At 70.3% G+C, this 18149-nt stretch carries 19 protein-coding genes; 14 read left to right on the top strand and 5 right to left on the bottom strand.

Annotated features, from left to right (window positions below):
* Positions 1 to 5: 5 nt before the first annotated feature.
* Genes HD597_RS40995 through HD597_RS40985 form a run of 3 tightly spaced genes read left to right on the top strand, consistent with a single transcriptional unit; the run spans position 6 to position 2680 of the window.
* Positions 6 to 872 (top strand): ABC transporter permease, encoded by an 867-nt coding sequence (locus HD597_RS40995; RefSeq protein ID WP_253749937.1) that lies wholly within the window; start codon positions 6 to 8, stop codon positions 870 to 872.
* Positions 865 to 1644, top strand: a complete 780-nt coding sequence (locus HD597_RS40990) for an ABC transporter permease (protein WP_253749935.1) — start codon at positions 865 to 867, stop codon at positions 1642 to 1644. Before HD597_RS40995 ends, HD597_RS40990 begins: the two co-directional genes overlap by 8 nt.
* A complete protein-coding gene (locus HD597_RS40985; RefSeq protein ID WP_253749932.1) occupies positions 1631 to 2680 on the top strand; it encodes an ABC transporter ATP-binding protein in 1050 nt (349 codons plus the stop codon). The genes HD597_RS40990 and HD597_RS40985 overlap by 14 nt, the downstream gene beginning before the upstream one ends.
* Here the strand turns inward: HD597_RS40985 and HD597_RS40980 are convergent.
* Positions 2674 to 3279 carry a TetR/AcrR family transcriptional regulator gene (locus HD597_RS40980; protein WP_225272256.1) on the bottom strand — a complete coding sequence of 202 codons (606 nt, stop codon included), beginning with the start codon at positions 3277 to 3279 and terminating at the stop codon, positions 2674 to 2676. The two genes, HD597_RS40985 and HD597_RS40980, sit on opposite strands and share 7 nt — an antisense overlap.
* A 125-nt stretch (positions 3280 to 3404) precedes the next feature.
* Between HD597_RS40980 and HD597_RS40975 the strand changes: the two genes are divergently transcribed.
* From HD597_RS40975 to HD597_RS40940, 8 genes are all read left to right on the top strand, one after another.
* On the top strand, positions 3405 to 4676 hold the full coding sequence (locus HD597_RS40975; RefSeq protein ID WP_253749929.1) for a glycosyltransferase: 1272 nt from the start codon (positions 3405 to 3407) through the stop codon (positions 4674 to 4676).
* A gap of 60 nt (positions 4677 to 4736) precedes the next feature.
* Positions 4737 to 6146, top strand: a complete 1410-nt coding sequence (locus HD597_RS40970) for an aminobutyraldehyde dehydrogenase (RefSeq protein WP_253749926.1) — start codon at positions 4737 to 4739, stop codon at positions 6144 to 6146.
* A gap of 176 nt (positions 6147 to 6322) precedes the next feature.
* Positions 6323 to 9670, top strand: coding sequence for a sensor histidine kinase (locus HD597_RS40965; RefSeq protein WP_253749923.1), 3348 nt, complete (start codon positions 6323 to 6325; stop codon positions 9668 to 9670).
* Positions 9667 to 10089, top strand: a complete 423-nt coding sequence (locus HD597_RS40960) for a roadblock/LC7 domain-containing protein (RefSeq protein ID WP_020546551.1) — start codon at positions 9667 to 9669, stop codon at positions 10087 to 10089. The genes HD597_RS40965 and HD597_RS40960 overlap by 4 nt, the downstream gene beginning before the upstream one ends.
* A gap of 20 nt (positions 10090 to 10109) precedes the next feature.
* Complete coding sequence (locus HD597_RS40955) at positions 10110 to 10517, top strand: DUF742 domain-containing protein (protein WP_225272260.1); 408 nt, start codon at positions 10110 to 10112, stop codon at positions 10515 to 10517.
* 28 nt (positions 10518 to 10545) lie between these two features.
* The gene (locus HD597_RS40950; RefSeq protein ID WP_253749920.1) at positions 10546 to 11076 is read left to right on the top strand and encodes a GTP-binding protein; all 531 of its coding nucleotides are present in this window, start codon (positions 10546 to 10548) and stop codon (positions 11074 to 11076) included.
* A gap of 435 nt (positions 11077 to 11511) precedes the next feature.
* Positions 11512 to 12216: a cytidylate kinase family protein gene (locus HD597_RS40945; protein WP_253749903.1), complete on the top strand. Its 705-nt coding sequence runs from the start codon at positions 11512 to 11514 to the stop codon at positions 12214 to 12216.
* A 226-nt stretch (positions 12217 to 12442) separates the two neighbouring features.
* On the top strand, positions 12443 to 13069 hold the full coding sequence (locus HD597_RS40940) for a class I SAM-dependent methyltransferase (protein WP_253749900.1): 627 nt from the start codon (positions 12443 to 12445) through the stop codon (positions 13067 to 13069).
* A gap of 22 nt (positions 13070 to 13091) precedes the next feature.
* On the opposite strand, the gene HD597_RS40935 is transcribed toward HD597_RS40940, so the two are convergent.
* Entirely contained in the window at positions 13092 to 13682 is a 591-nt protein-coding gene (locus tag HD597_RS40935) for a class I SAM-dependent methyltransferase (protein ID WP_253749897.1), read from the bottom strand.
* A gap of 56 nt (positions 13683 to 13738) precedes the next feature.
* Here HD597_RS40935 and HD597_RS40930 point away from each other — a divergent pair, with 56 nt between their 5' ends.
* Complete coding sequence (locus tag HD597_RS40930) at positions 13739 to 14521, top strand: AraC family transcriptional regulator (protein WP_253749894.1); 783 nt, start codon at positions 13739 to 13741, stop codon at positions 14519 to 14521.
* Between the two features lie 73 nt (positions 14522 to 14594).
* Here HD597_RS40930 and HD597_RS40925 read toward each other — a convergent pair whose 3' ends face one another.
* Together HD597_RS40925 and HD597_RS40920 are read right to left on the bottom strand one after the other, a co-directional pair.
* Positions 14595 to 15257, bottom strand: coding sequence for an alpha/beta fold hydrolase (locus HD597_RS40925; protein WP_253749891.1), 663 nt, complete (start codon positions 15255 to 15257; stop codon positions 14595 to 14597).
* Between the two features lie 67 nt (positions 15258 to 15324).
* A complete protein-coding gene (locus HD597_RS40920; protein WP_253749888.1) occupies positions 15325 to 15969 on the bottom strand; it encodes a TetR/AcrR family transcriptional regulator in 645 nt (214 codons plus the stop codon).
* 111 nt (positions 15970 to 16080) lie between these two features.
* On the opposite strand from HD597_RS40920, the gene HD597_RS40915 reads away from it, so the two are divergent.
* Positions 16081 to 16536, top strand: coding sequence for a DUF6640 family protein (locus HD597_RS40915; RefSeq protein WP_253749885.1), 456 nt, complete (start codon positions 16081 to 16083; stop codon positions 16534 to 16536).
* The gene (locus HD597_RS40910) at positions 16533 to 17168 is read left to right on the top strand and encodes an NAD(P)-dependent oxidoreductase (protein WP_253749883.1); all 636 of its coding nucleotides are present in this window, start codon (positions 16533 to 16535) and stop codon (positions 17166 to 17168) included. Before HD597_RS40915 ends, HD597_RS40910 begins: the two co-directional genes overlap by 4 nt.
* A 111-nt stretch (positions 17169 to 17279) precedes the next feature.
* On the opposite strand, the gene HD597_RS40905 is transcribed toward HD597_RS40910, so the two are convergent.
* The gene (locus HD597_RS40905) at positions 17280 to 18050 is read right to left on the bottom strand and encodes an ABC transporter ATP-binding protein (protein ID WP_253749880.1); all 771 of its coding nucleotides are present in this window, start codon (positions 18048 to 18050) and stop codon (positions 17280 to 17282) included.
* Positions 18051 to 18149: the final 99 nt, after the last annotated feature.

Here is an 18149-nt window from a genome sequence, read left to right as displayed (position 1 = left end):
TCGCAGTGAAGTCCGAAGTCAAGACCCAGCCAGTGTCCCGCTCGCGCGGGCGCTGGCTGGGCGCGTTCGTTTTCCTGTCGCCAGGGCTCGCGTACCTGGTCGTGCTCATGCTGGTGCCGCTGGCACTGGTGTTCAGCTACACCGTCTTCCAGCGCGGCCGCTTCGGCGGGGTGGTGTACGAGTTCACCACCGAGAACTTCGAGCGGCTGTTCGACCCGCTCTATCTCAGCGTGCTGGGCGACTCGCTGAAGATCGCGGCGCTCACGACGCTGATCGCGCTGCTCGTCGGCTACCCGACGGCCTACCTGATCGCGCAGCTGCCGAAGAAGTGGAAGACGCTGGCACTGGTGGCGGTCGTGCTGCCGTTCTGGACGAACTTCATCATCCGGGTCTACGCCTGGACGATCCTGCTCAGCGGGCCGGGGCTGGTGAACTCGGCGCTGGCCAAGATCGGGCTGGGGCCGTACGAGCTGCTCTACAACCAGGGCACGATCGTGGCCGGGCTGCTGTACTCGTACCTGCCGCTGATGGTGCTGCCGCTGTACGCGGCGATCGAGAAGCTCGACCCGCAGCTGCGTGAGGCGTCGGCCAACCTGGGGGCGTCGGGGTTCACCACGTTCCGCAAGGTCACGCTGCCGCTGACGGTGCCGGGCGTGCTGACCGGGAGCCTGTTCGTGTTCGTGCCGAGCTTCGGCAACTTCGTCATCCCCGAGATGCTGGGCGGCAACAAGTCGATCATGGTGGGCAACCTGATCAGGAACCAGTTCCTGTCGGCGCGCGACTGGCCCTTCGGGGCCACGCTGTCGCTGGCGCTCATCGCGGTGCTGGTCGTGCTGCTCATCGTGCAGGCCTGGGCGGCGCGCCGTGCGTAGACCGAAGCTGCTGTACGTGCCGTTCTGGCTCACGTACGTCTTCCTGTACCTGCCGATCGTCGTGCTCGTCGTCATGTCGTTCAACTCCGGCGAGTCGGCGTACAGCTTCGACGGCTTCAGCCTCAAGTGGTACGGCGTGCTGGCCGAGGACGAGCGGATCAGGGACGGCCTGGTCAACACGCTGATCGTGGCCACCGGCTCCACCGTGATCGCCACCGTGCTCGGCACGATGATGGCCGTCGGCCTGGCCCGGTACACCAAGTCCAAGGTCATGGACGCGCTGACGCTGATGCCGGCCGTGCTGCCCGACCTGGTGCTGGCCATCGGGCTGCTGGTCTTCTACGGGACCATCCAGCTCACGCTCGGCCTGTACTCTGTGGTGCTGGCCCACGGCTTGTTCGCGATGGCGTTCGTCGCGGCGGTGGTGCGCACCCGGCTGACCGGCGCCGACACCTCGCTGGAGGAGGCGTCGCGCGACCTGGGCGCGGGGCCGGTGACGACCTTCATGAAGGTCACGCTGCCGCAGCTGATGCCGGGCATCGTGGCCGGGGCGATGCTGGCGTTCACGCTGTCGCTGGACGAGTTCGTGATCGCGTTCTTCACGATCGGCAACAACGACCAGACGCTGCCGATCGTCATCTACTCAATGATCCGTTTCGGGGTCACCCCGAAGATCAATGCGCTGGCCGCGATCCTGCTCCTCGTGAGCTTCACGGCGGTGATCGCCGGGCAGCGCCTGACCAAGATCGGGGAGACGCGTGCTCAGAATTGACGGGATCTCCCGCAGGTTCGGGGACGTCACCGCGCTCGACGACGTCTCGCTGGAGATCGGCCAGGGCGAGTTCTTCGCCCTGCTCGGCCCCTCCGGCTGCGGCAAGACCACACTGCTGCGCATCATCGCCGGGTTCGAGACGCCGGACCAGGGCAAGGTCACGCTCGACGGCGAGGACCTGCTGTCCCGGCCGCCGAACCGGCGGCCGATCAGCCTCATGTTCCAGTCCTACGCCCTGTTCCCGCACATGACCGTGGCCAAGAACGTGGCCTACGGCCTGGAGCGCGAGCGGCTGCCCCGCCAGGAGATCAAGCAGCGCGTGGGCGAGGTGCTGGAGACGGTCGGGTTGTCCGCGCACGCCTCCCGCAGGCCCGCCCAGCTCTCGGGCGGCCAGCGGCAGCGGGTGGCGCTGGCGCGTTCCATCGTCAAGCGGCCCCGGCTGCTGCTGCTCGACGAGCCGCTGTCGGCCCTGGACAAGAAGGTCCGCGCCGACATGCAGCTCGAGCTCAAGCGGCTGCAGAACGAGGTGGGCATCACGTTCGTGGTCGTCACGCACGACCAGGAGGAGGCCATGTCGCTGGCCGACCGGATCGCGGTCTTCGACAGCGGCTCCGTACGCCAGGTGGACGAGCCGATCTCGTTGTACGAGCGGCCGCGCTCGCCGTTCGTGGCCGACTTCGTCGGGGCGAACAACCTCTTCCGCGGCGAGGCCAGCGGCCTCGACGGCATCAAGAGCGAGCAGTTCGGCATGCTGGCCGGCGCCCCGCTGGCGGAGCTGGAGGCCGGCGCCGGGGCGCTGCTCGCGGTGCGGCCCGAGAAGATCGAGCTGGCCGACGGGACCGCGACCAGGGGCCTGGCCGGCGAGGTTCTCGACGTGAGCTTCTACGGCGGCGTCTCGCACGTCTCCGTGGACGTGCCCGGCCACTCCAAGCCGGTGCTCGTGGCCGTGCAGGGGGCCGCCTCCGTGCGTCCCGGCGTCAAGGTGAAGGTGCGCTGGAACGCCGAGGACGCCGTCATCATGGCGGACGATCAGTGATTCAGGTCGTTGCCCGTGGCGGCGCGGGCGTAGGACAGGATGAGCTCGGCCGCCTCGTCCGGGCCGATCAGGGGGTGCCTGGCCGTGATGCGGTAGCCGTACGCGTCCTCCAGGGCCACCAGGTTGCGCGCGATCGTCAGCGAGCCGGCGCTCAGCCTGAACACCCCCAGCGCCGCCCCGGTGTCCAGGATCGCCTGGTACATCGAGACCTGCCGGTCGTAGAGCGAGGTGAGCAGCACGCCGTACACGCGGATGCGACCGGCGGCGCCGCCCAGCTCGTTGAGCAGGCGTACGTCGGGGTCGAGCGGCCCGGTCGGCAGGCCCGACCTGATCGTGACGACCAGCTTCTCGACGGGGTCGGTGAGCGTGGCGAGCTGGCGCAGCCGCTGCTCGTAGAAACGTTCCATGCCCGCGTGCTGCGCCTCGACGAGCAGCTCGCTCAGATCGGGGTAGTGGTAGAGCACGGCGCCCGAGGTCAGGCCAGCCTCCTCGGCGACGTGCGAGAGCTGTACACCGTCGATGCCATGGCGGATGATGGCCCTGCGTGCGGCCTCGATCAGGTCGAGCCGCCGGTCGCTGCGGCTTTTGCGCTGAGCCACCCTCACCACCTTCACTCGTTTGGCTGCTGTTCAGTTAGCCGTGACCATAGTGCCCTTAAGTTGACCTTCACGCTAGATCCCGTTTTGAATTCCTCTTCAAATTGACGAGTTCCCCCGGAGTCGCGATGTCTCTCACATTCCTGTTCATGCCGGAAAGCGCCTACGGCCCCACCAACAACTCGATCGGCATCGGCGACATCCTGCGCCGCCGCGGCCACCGTGTCGTCTTCGCCGCCGAGGCGTCGTGGAAGGGCAAGCTCGAAGCGCTCGGCTTCGAGGAGGACCTGGTCGACCTGGCCCCGCCCGCCGAGGAGGAGCAGGAGCAGGACCCCGGCCAGTTCTGGAAGGACTTCATCCGCGAGACCGCGCCGGAGTACCGCAAGTCCACGCTGGAGCAGCAGGAGACCGTCACCAAGCCGATCTGGGACAGCCTGATCGACGGCGCGAAGTACTGCGAGCCGCAGCTCAAGGCCATCATCGAGCGGGTGAACCCGGACGTGATCGTCGAGGACAACGTGATCACGTTCCCGGCGCTGCTCACCGCGGGCAAGAAGTTCGTCCGCATCGTCTCCTGCCAGCCGCTGGAGATGCGCGGCGAGAACGTCCCGCCGGTCTTCTCCGGCCTGCCCGCCGGCGACCGCTCCGAGTGGGACGCCTTCCGCGCCGAGTACGAGCGCACCCACCGCGAGGTGTGGGCCGCCTTCAACGAGTGGTGCGTCGAGCAGGGCACCGAGCCGCTGCCCGACCTCGACTTCATCCACGAGGGCGACCTGAACCTCTACGTCTACCCCGAGATCCTCGACTACACGGCCGAGCGCCCGCTGGGCCCGACGTGGCACCGCCTCGACTCCTCGGTGCGCGAGACGGAGGAGGACTTCACGCTGCCCTTCGAGCGCAACGACGGCGCGCTGGTCTACTTCTCGCTCGGCTCGCTGGGCTCCTCCGACGTGGAGCTGATGCAGCGGGTGATCGACGTGCTGGCCACGACCCCGCACCAGTACATCGTCTCCAAGGGCCCGCTGCACGAGGAGATCAAGCTCGCCGACAACATGTGGGGCGCGGAGTTCGTTCCGCAGACTAAGATCATCCCACTGTGTGACTTGGTCATCACCCATGGCGGCAACAACACGACCACCGAGGCGCTGCACTTCGGCAAGCCGATGATCCTGCTGCCGCTGTTCTGGGACCAGTACGACAACGCCCAGAGGGTCGATGAACTCGGCTATGGTGTCAGGCTCTCGACCTACACCTTCACCGACGAGGAACTCAAGGGGGCGGTCGCGAAGCTGCTCGGTGACACCGAGCTGCGCGCGCGACTCGCCGCCGCGGGCGAGGAGATCCGGCGCCGTGACGGCCTGCGCAAGGCCGCCGACCTGATCGAGCAGCTCGGCCAGTAGCCACTCAGTCAGTAGGCAAACAGTCAGTAGCACGACCCCCTGAAAGATGAAGTCTTCCTGATGCGCGAACTGATCAACCCCGCCACTGGCCTTCCCTGTGCCGAAATTCCGGATACGTCGGTGGAGGGCGTGGCGTCGGCCGTCCGGGCCGCCCGTGCGGCCTTCGAGGAGTGGTCGCAGACCACGCCCGCCGAGCGCCAGCGGCTGCTGCTGCGCGTGGCCGACCTGGTGGAGGCCGACGCCGAAGAGCTGACCAGGCTCGAAGTGGAGGAGACCGGCAAGCCGGCCGCGGTGTTCAGGGACGGCGAGCTGCCGTTCGCCGTGGACAACCTGCGCTTCTTCGCCGGGGCCGCCCGCTCGCTGGAGGGCACCGGCGCCGGTGTCTTCAGCCCCGGTTACACCTCGGTCATGCAGCGCCGTCCCGTCGGGGTGGTGGGGTCGATCGCGCCGTGGAACTTCCCGTTCGTCATGGCCGTCTGGAAGGTCGGCCCGGCCGTGGCCGCGGGCAACGCCGTGGTGATCAAGCCCGCGCCCCAGACGCCGCGTACGACGCTGCGGCTGGCCGAGCTGTTCGCCAAGGCGGGCGCCCCCGGCAACCTCGTGCAGGCGATCACCGGCGACGCCGAGGCGGGCCAGGCGCTGGTCACCGACCCCGGCGTGGACATGGTGAGCGTCACCGGCTCCACCGAGACCGGCCGCGCCGTGATGAGCGGCGCGGCGGCCACGCTCAAGCGGGTCCACCTCGAACTCGGCGGGAAGGCGCCGGCGCTGGTGTTCGAGGACGCCGACCTGGCGGAGATGGCCCACGGGGTGGCGATGGGGGCGACGTACAACACCGGACAGGACTGCACGGCGGCCACCCGCGTCTACGTCGCCCGCGAGATCTACGCGGAAGCCGTGGAGGCGCTTCGGGCAACTCTTGCCGAAATCTCGGTCGGCGACCCCTGGGACCCGGCCACGGACATCGGCCCGCTGATCTCCTCGGCCCACCGGGACCGGGTGCACGGGTTCGTCTCCCGGGCGGTCTCCGGGGCCGGCGGACGGGTGCTGCACGGCGGCTCCCCAATTGGGGGCCCCGGCTTTTTCTACCCGCCCACCCTTGTGACCGATGTCGCACAGACCAGCGAGATCGTGCAGGGAGAGCTGTTCGGACCGGTCCTGGTAGCGCTCCCATTCGATGGCGAGGACGAAGCGGTGCGGCTGGCCAACGACACTAGATATGGCCTGGCCTCCTCGGTGTGGTCGCGTGACGTGGGGCGGGCCATGCGCGTCTCGCATCGGCTCGACGTAGGTGTGACCTGGGTCAACGATCACCTGCCCATCGCCAGCGAGGCGCCGCACGGCGGGGTGAAGGGCAGCGGGTTCGGCAAGGACATGAGCCAGGAAGCGGTGCAGGAGTACTCAGTGACGCGGCACCTGATGATCAAGCACGCGGCGCCGGCTGAGCGGGATTCTTTCCGGCCGGCCTGAAAACACGTACGGCGATATGCACCCAAAGTCCATCTTTGGGCGCGTGTGATGGGATATGTTCGGTTGGCCGATCTGGTACGGGTTGTGTTCCAATTACCCAGCCGGACAGAATCCCATGCGCCCCACGCGTGTCTGATTTTCTTCGAGCACGTACCGGCGAGAGGTTGCGAGACTCAGTGAGGACGAAAGACCCCAGGCACACGAGGTCAGGGGAGTACACAGGCGGACGGTTCCGGCTGGCGAACTGGCGTGTGCGCTCCCGGCTGGTCGCGCTGATCCTCATCCCCACGGTCGTGGGTGTGCTGCTCGCCGGCATCCAGCTGGCCGACGCCATCGGCACCAGTGCCGAATACCGCCGGCTCACGCAGGTGGCGGAGCTGGTGCAGCGCATCGGCGCGCTCAACCACGAGCTCGCCAAGGAGCGCACGCTCACCGCCTGGTATGTCGCCGACCGCCGCCGGGGCGGGCGTTTCGTCCAGCTCAAGACCCAGCGGCAGGCCACCGACAAGACCAAGCAGGACGTGCTCACCGCGGCCAACGCCATCGACGCCGCGCACTCCGCCCGTGTGCGCGACGGCGTCGACAACACCCGCCGCTGGCTGGACGGCCTCGACAGCCTGCGCGACTCCATGGTCGACAACGTGCCGGCGCGAGCCTCGATCAGCACGTACACCACGATGATCGAGATCTTCTCGGGCATCCAGGCCGACCTGGGCGACGGCGTCAGCGACGACGGCCTCCAGGGTGACGTGGCCGCGCTCGGCTCGCTCCAGCGCATGAAGGAGGAGGTCTCGCGGCAGCAGATCATCCTCATCGTCACGCTCCTGCAGCCCAACCGCCGCGTCGACAGCGCCGACTGGTCCGAGTTCCTTGGCTCCTGGGACAAGCAGCAGGCCGAGCTCGCCTCCTTCGAGGCCGAGGCCGGCAAGACCGACCTCGACGCCTACCAGAAGGGCGTGCGCGGCCTCCAGGTCGACCTCGCCGACGCCATGCGCCAGCGCGCGCTGGCCCAGGTGCGCCAGAACAACAGGATCGACGACCTCGACGTCACCACGCCGACCCTGACCCGTGACCTGAACAACTGGTTCGAGAGCACGACGGTGACGGTCAACGCGATGCGCAAGGTCGAGGGCAACCTGGCCGGCAAGATCGTGACCACCACCACCGACCTGAGCAACACCGAGCAGCGCGACGCCATCATCTCCGGCGCGCTGATCCTCGTCCTGCTGCTCCTGGTCCTGATCATCACCACCCGCGTGGCCGGTTCGCTGGTCCGGCCGCTGCGCCGGCTGCGGGCCGAGGCGCTCCAGGTCGCCACGACCCGGCTGCCCGACACCGTCCGCGTGCTGCGCGAGTCCGGTGAAGGCGCCCAGGTGCCCGAGGTGCCGTCGATCGGCATCAACACCCGTGACGAGATCGGTGAAGTGGCCCGGGCCTTCGACGAGGTCCACCGCGAGGCGATCCGGCTGGCCGGTGACGAGGCCAAGCTGCGGGCCAACGTCAACTCGATGTTCGTCAACCTCTCCCGCCGCAGCCAGACGCTGGTCGAGCGGCAGCTCCAGCTCATCGAAGGCCTGGAGCAGGGTGAAGAGGACGAGCAGCGGCTCGCGAACCTCTTCCGCCTCGACCACCTGGCCACCCGCATGCGCCGCAACAGCGAGAACCTCCTGGTCCTCGCCGGCACCGAGGCCGCGCGCAAGTGGAGCGAGCCGGTGCCGCTGGTCGACATCGCCCGCGCCTCGCTGTCGGAGGTCGAGAACTACGAGCGGGTCCAGATCCAGATCCCGTCCGGCACCCTCATCGTCGGCCCCGCCGTCACCGACGCCGTCCACCTGCTCGCCGAGCTGATCGAGAACGCCATCTCCTTCTCCCCGCGCGAGAGCAAGGTCACCGTCACCAGCACCCCCGCCGAGGGCGGCGTCCTGGTGACGATCAACGACCTGGGCATCGGCATGAGCCAGGAGGAGCTGGCCGAGGCCAACTGGCGCCTGGCCAACCCCCCCGTCGTGGACGTGTCCGTCTCGCGGCGCATGGGCCTGTTCGTGGTCGGCCGCCTGGCCCTGCGCCACGGCGTGCGCGTCCAGCTCAGCATGCGCGAGACCGGCGGCCTGAGCGCCCTGGTGTTCATGCCCGACATGCTCATCAGCAACGGGCAGGGCCTGCCGCAGCAGGGCGGGCAGTACGAGGCGTTCACCTCGTTCGACCCGAGCATGTTCCAGCAGCAGCCGCCGTCCCGCAACGGCTCGCACCCCTCCTTCGACGACGTTCCCGGCCAGGTCGTCGACACCCAGTGGCCCGGCTCGCTGCCGGCGCCCGGCACGGGCAACTGGCCCTCGTTCGGCGAGCAGCCCGCCGCCGCCGAGCCGCAGCCGTCGTCCTTCGGCGACCAGCCGTCGGTGTTCGGCGACCAGCCCTCGCCCGGCTTCGGCGACCAGCCGTCGCCCGCCTTCGGCGACCCCTTCGGCGACCGGCAGCCGCAGGCCGACGAGCCCCGCTGGCCGTCGTTCGCCGAGGAGCCGCCCGCCGCCGCGCCGCAGCAGCCCGCCGCCTTCGGCGAGCCGCGCTGGCCGTCGTTCACGGAGGAGCCGCCCGCTCCGTCCGCCCCGGCCGCTCCCGCCGCCGAGCCGTCGCCGTTCGCCGACAACAGGTGGCCGTCCTTCGCCGAGCAGCCGCCGCCCATGCAGCAGGACGACGAGCCGCGCTGGCCGTCCTTCGCGACCGAGCCTCCCCCGCCGCAGCCGCAGCAGGAGGAGCCGCGCTGGTCGTCGTTCTCCGAGCCGCTGCCCCGCAGGTCTCTGTTCGAGGCAGAGGAGCGGCAGCAGCCGCAGTTCGGCGACTCCTACCGCTCTCCGTTCGCCGAGGAGCCCAAGCCCGCCGACCAGTTCGAGCAGAACGGTCACTCCGCCTACAACCCGTTCGGCCCCGGCGAGTACTCCTCGCAGGACATGACCGGGCCGCTCCCCGTCGTGCGCAGCTCGCCGCTCGACGAGCAGGGCGACGAGTTCCTGCCGATCTTCTCGTCGGTCGGGTCCGACTGGTTCCGCCGGCCGGACCCCGAGGTCCTGGAGCCGCGCTCCGAGCACGAGACCGCGCACGAGCCCGCGCACGAGCCCGCGCACGAGACCACCGCCGTGCACCCGGCCGTGCCCGCCGAGCCGCAGCCGCTCGCCCCGCCCTCCGGCGGCGTGGGCACTCCGGGCAGGTCGGCGCTCCCGCAGCGCAAGCCCGGGCAGTCGGGCGTCAGCGCCCCCTCCTGGTCCTCGCCCGCCGACCCCGGCTTCCAGGCCGCGCAGGCAGCCGCCCAGCCGCAGCAGGCCGGCACGACGCCGTCGGGCCTGCCCCGCCGCGTCCCCAAGGCGAACCTGGTGCCCGGCACGGCCAGCCTCGCGGAGCCGCAGCCCACGTCACCGGCGCCGCAGATCTCGCCCGAGCGGTTGCGCAGCCGGCTCTCCAGCTTCCAGCAGGGTGTCCGGCAAGGCCGGGCGTTCACCCGCGGAGAAGAGAATCAGCAGGAGGACAAATGAGAGAAATGAGCCAGGGAGCGCGCGGCATAAGCTGGTTGATCACGGACTTCGTGAACAACGTGCCGGGCGTCGCCCACACGGTCGTGGTGTCGTCCGACGGGTTGCCGCTGGCCTACTCTGAGGGCTTCCCCAAGGACCGGGCCGACCAGCTCGCGGCGGTCGCCTCCGGCGTGATCTCCTTGACCCAGGGCGCTGCGCGGGTCTTCGAGGGCGGTATGGTGACGCAGACCGTTATCGAAATGCAGCGTGGGCTCTTGATGATCATGTCGATCAGTGATGGATCCTGTTTGGCGGTCCTGGCTGCTCCCGACTGTGACATGGGTCTGGTCGCGTACCAGATGACCTTGCTGGTCGAGCGGGCGGGTCAGGTACTGACTCCGGCCGTACGCGCTGAGCTGCAAGCGGCCCGCCCCCGATAGCGGGGCGGTGAAGGAGAAGAATGGTGTCAGGTCAGCAGGGTTGGGCTGGTGATAGCACTCCGCCGCATCCGGCGGCTCCCCGTCCGCAGAAGCCGAGCTCCCTGGTACGGCCCTATGCCGTGACCGGGGGGCGCACCGCGCCGCGGATGAAGTTCGCCATGGAGGCACTCGTGTCCTCTGTGACGTCGGAATACCAAGACATTTCCCTACTAAGTCCGGAGTATCAGGCGATCATTAACCTGACCCGGAACGTCCGGTCGGTTGCCGAGATCTCCGCGCTCTTACGCCAGCCTCTGGGTGTGGTCCGGGTGCTGATCGCCGACATGGCGTCGGAGGGCCTGATCCGCGTGCACCAGCCTGCGCTGGACGCGGGAAAGCCGGACCTCAACTTGCTCGAAAGGGTTCTCAGTGGACTTCGCAGGCTCTAGCCCCGGCCTAACCTCGACGAAGATCGTCGTGGCCGGGGGCTTCGGCGTGGGCAAGACGACGTTCGTGGGAGCGGTCTCGGAGATCCTCCCGCTCACCACGGAAGCGGTCATGACGGACGCCTCCGCCCACGTCGACGACGTCTCGCTCACGCCGAACAAGACGACCACGACCGTGGCCATGGACTTCGGCCGGGTCTCCCTCGACCGTGACCTGATCCTGTACCTGTTCGGCACGCCCGGGCAGCACCGGTTCTGGTTCATGTGGGACGACCTCGTACGGGGCGCGATCGGCGCGGTCGTCCTCGTCGACACCCGCCGCCTGGCCGACAGCTTCCCGGCCATCGACTACTTCGAAGAGGCGAAACTCCCGTTCGTCATCGGCATCAACGGCTGGGACGGCCACTTCGCGCACGCGGAGGACGAGCTCAGGGAAGCCCTGTCGATCGGCGACCACATCCCGATCGTCCGCCTGGACGCCAGGCAGCGCGAGTCAGTCAAATCCACCCTGATCACCTTGGTGGAACACGCCCTGACCCGCCACATGCACACCCCGGTCTAACCACCACGGTACGGGTGCCGCCTCCTACCTCCTCTCCGGAGCAGGTGGCCAGGCGGCGCCCACCCGTGGCCCGTGAAGACGGCCGGCCCCTGGAGCCCGCCGCGATCGGCCCTCGCTCCACTCGGGCGCCTCCCCTTTGACGCTTCGCGACGCACCCTCCGCGCTTCGCGACGCACCCTCCGCGCTTCGCGACGCACCCTCCGCGCCTCGCGGCGCCCCGCCCCCGCGCCTCGCGGTGCCCCGCCCCCGCGCCTCGCGGTGCCCGGGAGAGCCTGTCGCTTGCCCCTCGCCGTTGTGATCCCCTGCACCCGGACGTCGGTCTTCCCCGCGACAGCGATGATCCCCGAGGGCCGCGAGCTCGGCCTTTGACCGCATCGGACTGCGGGCAGAGTAACCCCTGAGACCTGTGGATCGGGCCGTGAGGGAGGGGCGACAATGAACCAAGGCACCCGCGGCGAGCTCATCAGCCGGCTGGCCGAGGCGATCGACTCCGTCACGCCCACGCCCACGCACCCGCTGCGAGTCGCCATCGACGGCCCGCCCGCCGCCGGCAAGACCACCCTGGCCGACGAGCTCGCCGCCGTCCTCCGCACCCAGGACCGCGACGTCATCCGCGCGTCCATCGACGACTTCCTCGTCCCCCGCGCACAGCGTTACCGGCGCGGCCGGTACTCGGCCGAGGGCTGCTACTTCGACGCCCACGACCACGCCGCGCTGTGCCGGGTCCTGCTCGATCCGCTGGGCCCGGGCGGAGACCGCAGGTTCCGGCACGCGGTCTACGACAGCGACACCGACACCGCGTCGTCCCCGCCGGCCACGACCGCCCCCGCGGACGCCGTCCTGCTCTTCGACGGTGTCTTCCTCCTGCGCCCAGAGCTCGTCGCCCGGTGGGACCTGCGCATCTTCGTGTCCGTCCCCTTCGAGCAGACGATAGATCGCGCCCGGGACCGAAACGCGGCGCTGGCCGGATCCGCCGCCGGCACCGCCCAGATCGAACGGTCCTGGCGCAACCGCTACATCCCCTCCCAGCAGCTCTACTTCGCCACGGCCCGCCCGGCCGACCACGCCGACATCGTCGTGTACAACGATCGGCTCCAACGGCCGGCCTGGGAAGTCCGGCCGTCGACGCACCCGCGCTGACCAAGGCCCGGAGGCGGCCTCCGCACCCAGAAGGGCAGGGGCGAGGCGACTCGGCCCCGCGGTGATCAGGACCTGCCGTACCTCCGCAGGCGTCTCCTGGGCCGGCGAAAGGCTCAGCCGGGCTCAGGAACGTGCCGCTCTTGTCTTCAAGCCGACTTGAAGGTGTTGACTGCGGGCTCATGGACACACGACCAGCGAGCCCGCCATGGCACCAGTGAAACAACGCATGATCAAGACCCTCATCGGACAGTTCGGCCACCCCAGGGGCGTGGCGGGGCGCGTCGTCGGCTGGGTGATGGCGCACCGCTCCTCCAACCGCCGCCGCAACCTCTGGGTCGCTGATCGCCTCGGCGTGCGCCCCACCGACCGGATCCTCGAAGTCGGATTCGGCCCGGGCGTCGCGATCGCCGAGCTGGCCCGCCGGATCGGTGACGAGGGCCACGTCCACGGCGTCGACCACTCCGAGGTGATGCTCCGGCAGGCGAGCCGCCGCAACGCCGCCGCCATCAGGGCCGGCCGGGTCACGCTGACCCGCGCCGCCGTCGATGAGCTCCCGTCCGCCCTGAGCGGCCCCTTCGACGTGATCCTCGCCGTCAACTCCCTGGGCCACTGGCCCGCTCCCGCCGAGCGGCTGGGAGAGCTGGGCGGACGGCTCGTTCCCGGTGGCCGCCTCGCCATCGTCTCCCAGCCGCGCTGTCCCGGGGCCACGGCGAGGACCCCGGTCAAGGCGGCCCGCGAGATCCAGGACCTCCTCGAAGGCGCGGGCCTGATCCACGAGAGGACCGAGACCCTCGATCTCGATCCTCCCGTCGTGTGCGTCCTGGCCAGGCGGCCCGCCGCCGGGGTGGGCTGACCTGGTCAGGGCGCGCGGTCCGTCACTCCGTGGGCGGGGTGTCGCCGGTGGAGGCGGGCTTGTGGGCAGAGAACGTCAGGCCGTCGCCCACGCCGAGCGTGATGTCGACGTACCCGAGGGTCTGGAGCCGCACGAGAAAGGAGGCCGGCTCCACCGGGTTGTAGGTGTCGGCCTCGTGGAACCGGTGCAGCCCATCGCTGGGCAGGCTGTCGGCCCCGACGAGCACGCCGCCGGGGCGCAGGACGCGCAGGATCTCCGCCAGCAGGCGATTCTGCAGCGCCACCGTCGGCACGTGGTGCAACATCGTGAAGGCCGCCGCGGAGTCGAACGAGCCGTCGGGGAACTCCAGCGAGGCCCCGCTGCCCTGGCGGACCTCGACGTTGGTGCCGGCGTAGCGCTCGGCCAGCAGCGATGCCGCCTCCGCCTCGATCTCCACGGCCACCAGGCGCTCGACCCTGGTGCGCAGCCACTCGGTGGCCGCGCCCGGCCCGGGGCCGACCTCCAGCAGCTCCTTGCCGAGCTCGGCCTGGGCGATGGCCTTCGGCAGCACGTTGTCCTGAAGGTGGGCGGCCCACTGCGGGCTCGCGCACAACCGTGCGTGGTCGTCGTTCATGACCGTCACGTTAGGCACCGGCCAGGGACGTCCGGAAGGACGTAGGCTTCCACATCATGTCGCTGAACGGACATGGCATCGCGCTCGTGCTCATCGGCAGGTTCGCGATGCCGGCGCGGACGCGCTTCGCCCGGCACACGCACGAGGTGCACCAGCTCGCGTGGGCCTCCAGCGGCACGCTCACGGTCGCCGCGGACGCCAGGACGTGGGTGCTGCCGACCACGCGGGCGTTGTGGATCCCGGCCGGGGTGCCGCACGAGGTGATCGCGGCGAGCCACAGCACGATGACGTCCCTGTACGTGTCCGCTCCGCCGCCGGGCACCGCGGCGCGGCGATGGGCCGAGCCTCAGGCGGTGGAGGTCACGCGGCTGATCGCGGAGCTCGTCCTCTTCCTGGACGACCCCGGCCTCGACGCCGGGCGCCGGGCGCACGGCGAGACGTTGCTCCTCGACCTGCTGGAGCCGGTGCCGATGACCACCCTCGGGGCGCCGCTGCCGGCCGACCCGCGGGCCCGCGCGGTGGCGCAGGCGCTCGTCGAGGCGCCCGAGACCGCGCTGTCGCTCGACGAATGGGGCCGCCGGGTCGGCGCCTCGGGGCGCACGCTGGCCCGGCTGTTCCTGTCCGGCGCGGGCATGACGTTCGGCCGGTGGCGTACACTCGTCCGCCTCAACGCGGCCCTGCCCGCCCTGGCCGCCGGTGAGCCGTTGAGCCGGGTGTCGCGGGCCGTCGGGTACGAGACGGTCAGCGCGTTCGTGGCGGCGTTCCGGCGCGAGACGGGCGTCACGCCGGGGGCGTACTTCCGGACCCGCCGGCCGCCGGCGGGCCGAGAGGCTCCGTGACCCGGTTCGAGGCCCGGCGAGCGCGGACGCCGCCGGCCGGCGGCACGGCCGCGCAGCCGGGTGTGGTGGGCGTTCAGCCGGTGGGGAGAACCCGCACGAGATAGTCGGCCAGCTCGCCCGGCCGCGACAACATCACCATGTGGCTCCCCGCGATCTCATCCGGGGTGATGCCCAGCCGCTCCTCGACATGGCGGCGCGCGAACTCCGGAGTGAAGAACCGGTCGTCGCGGCAGAGCAGAAATCTCGTCGGGACGTCCGGCCAGGCGGCCAGCGGCCATGGCTGGTAGTAGGCGCGGTCCATGTCCATCTTCTCGGCCAGGGCGCGATCGTGGGCCAGCACCCGCTCGCCCAGCTCGCGCGGGACGTCGTGCAGGTAGAGCTCGTACTCGTCCTCGATGCCGGACGCGGCGTGGCCGGTGCGCCCCCACCAGTCCGCCGGGGTCTCGCCCGGGCTGGGGATCATGGCGGTGACCATGACGAGCGCGTCGGCCTTGGCACGCTCGGCGACGAGGGGGCCGACGAAGCCGCCCCACGAGTGGGCCACCACCACGAGGGGCCGGCGCGCGCCGGCCGCCTGGACGACGGCGTCGGCGTAGTCCCAGAGCCCTGCCTGGGGGTCGGACGTCGGCAGGTCCACCGCGACCGTGTCGTGCCCGCGGTCGCGGAGCTCCGCCTCGACCAGGTGCCAGTCGAAGGCGCTTCCGCCGCCGCCGTGAATGAGCGCGAAGGTTGTCATGAAGGTGATGACCGGCGACGGCGCCGAAACTCATCGGCACTGCCCGCCCGCGTTCGGGTGAAGGTGCTCACGCAGGTGCTCCCACCTTTCCGCAGGCGGCTTCGGCGACGGCGAACAGCTCCACGACCATCGGCTCCACCGAGCTCTGCACCTGGCCGGCCGGCTCGCCGGCGAGGAGGCGGCGGCGGACCTCCGCGTCCAGCACCCGGTCGACCGCCGAGGCGAAGGCGGCCATCAGAGCGGGGCGCAGCCCCTCGCTCAGCGGCGGCGCGTCCTCGGCCAGCGCGGCGGCCAGCAGGCTCTCGCGTTCCTGGCGCAGCTCCAGCTCCCTGCCGCGCAGGGCTGGGCTGGCGTCCAGGGTGCGCTGATAGTCGATGGACTGCAGGAGCAGGCCGGCGACGTGATAGTCGCCGAGCAGCCGCAGGTAGCCGCGGGCCAGGGCCTGCGCGACCGTTTCGCCCGTGCCCCGGCTCCTGACGGCCCTGCTCGGCAACGACACGTAACCGTCGCGCTCCTGGAAGAAGAGGTCCTCCTTCGAGGGGAAGTGGTTGAAGACCGTCTGGACGGCCACGTCGGCCTCGCGCGCGACGTCGGCGACCGTGACGGCGTCGAAGCCGCGCTGGAGGAAGAGCCGCATCGCCGCTTCACCGATGGCCTGCCGCGTCTGCTGCTTCTTGCGATCTCGTCGCGTCGGGGTCGTCGCCTGGCTCATGGGTCAAGCGTACGGCTCGCTACAGGTTTGTCATCACACCATCGCTGTATTGACTCTATCAATGTAGTCACTATAGTCATTGCGACTACACCGAACCGATGTGAGGTACGCATGACACGGCACTGGACCCTGCCCAGAGCTCTGGTCGCTCTGGCGGCGGCCGAGACCGCCCTCGGGGCCCTCCTGTTCGACCTGGTCCTGCACGACACCGCTCACGAGCACATGTTCAACCCGGCCTGGTCCCCGCACGCGAAGTTCCACGACGCGCAGTACATCGTCACGTCGCTGGCTCTCGGGCTGCTCGCCCTCGCCCTGCTGGCCGGGCGTCGCGGGGACACGCATGCCCGCCTGCTGTGGGCCGCGGGGATCGTGGCCGTGCCGTGGGCGAGCATGTTCCCCGCGTTGTTGTTCCCCGGCACCGCCACCTACGACCCGGAGTTCGGCGACGAGACGCAGTTCGTCCTGGGCCTGCACGGCCAGATGTTCATGGCGCTGGTCACGCTGGCGATGCTCGCCGTCGCGACGTTCCTCGCGACGGCTCGGCGCAGGCGGGGGGTGAGCGCGTGAGGCTGTTCGTCCTCGGCGGGAGCGGCGGCACCGGCGCCCACCTCGTCGCGCAGGCGCTCGACGCCGGTCATCGCGTCACCGCCCTGGCCCGCAGGCCCGAGTCGGTGCCGCGCCATGCCCGCCTGACGGTCGTGCGGGGCGACGTGCTGCGGCCGGGCGGCTGGCGGCACGAGGTCGCGGAGCACGATGCCGTGCTGTCCTGCCTCGGAGGCGCGGGCCGACGGCCGACGACCGTCTACTCGCAGGGCATGACCGGCATCATCGCGGCCATGCGGGAGTGCGGGGTGCGGCGGTTGTCCTGTCTCACCTCGGCCGCCCTGGAGCTGTCCCCGGCCGCGCCGCTGGGCCGGCGGTTGCTGATCGGCGGGATGGTGCGGCCGCTGTATCGGCACCTGTACGCCGACATGGCGGAGATGGAGCGCATCGTCGCCGCCGCGGGCGACCTGGACTGGACGATCGTCCGGCCGCCGAGGCTCACCGACGGGGCGCTGACCGGCGACTACGTGACGGCGGCGGATCGGCCGTTGCCGCGCTCCCGTTCGTTGTCGCGCGCCGACCTGGCGCACTACCTGCTCGGCCACCTCGACGATCCGCAGAGCAGGCGGGCCGTGATCGAGATCTCCCGCCGCTGAAGGACGAGGTGCGTGACAGGACCGGGTGACGCTCGTCGCCGGCCGGAGTGCTCGGCGGCGCCCTGCCGGGTTAGGGGCCACCGGCGACGGGAGGCCCCTTGCCCGGGGAGGCTAGACGGTGGCGTGGCCGCGGACGAGCCGCCCCACCTCGGCGCGCAGGTGCACGAAGTCGGGGTGCTCCCGCGTCGAGATCTGGTCGCGCGGCGCGGGCAGGTCCACCTTCAGGTCGCCCACCACGTGCGCGGGCGCCTTGGACAGCACGACCACGCGGTCGCCGACGTAGACGCTCTCGTCGATGTCGTGGGTGATGAGCACGATCGTCATCTGGTGGTGGCCGCGGACCTTGAGCACCAGGTCCTCCAGGTCCTCCCTGGTCTGCGCGTCCACCGAGCCGAACGGCTCGTCCATGAGCATCAGCGTCGGCCGGTACGCCAGCGCCCGCGCGATCGCGACGCGCTGCTGCATGCCGCCGGAGAGCTGGAACGGGTACTTGCGGCCCGCGTTCGCCAGGCCCACCGACTCCAGCGCCTCGGCGGCGGCGTCGCGGCGCTGCTTCTTGTCCATGTTCCTGCGGCGCAGCGGCAGCGCCACGTTGTCGGCGACCGACATCCACGGGAACAGGGAGCGGCTGTAGTCCTGGAAGACCACGGCGAGGTTGTCCGGCGTCTGGCGGACGAGCTCGCCCTCCACCCTGACCTGGCCGCCCGTCGGCTGGATCAGGCCGGCGATGGAGCGGAGCAGCGTCGACTTGCCGCAGCCCGAGGGCCCCACGATGCAGAGCAGCTCGCCGGCGGCGACGCTCAGGTTGAGACCTTCGATGGCGTGGTGTGCGTTGGGAGTACCGCCGCCGTACACATGGGAAAGGTTGTCTATCTCGAGCAATGGAATTCCTAGGGGGGCGAGACCGCGGTCAGCACGGCAACTCTTTCGGAGTCTGAATTGACTCTAGCGGAGCGGTAAATGCTGGACATGTCAGTCAGG

The sequence above is a fragment of the Nonomuraea thailandensis genome, assembly GCF_024172165.1.
In the GTDB taxonomy this organism is placed as follows: domain Bacteria; phylum Actinomycetota; class Actinomycetes; order Streptosporangiales; family Streptosporangiaceae; genus Nonomuraea; species Nonomuraea thailandensis.
This window is presented reverse-complemented; position numbering and strand designations above follow the sequence as displayed.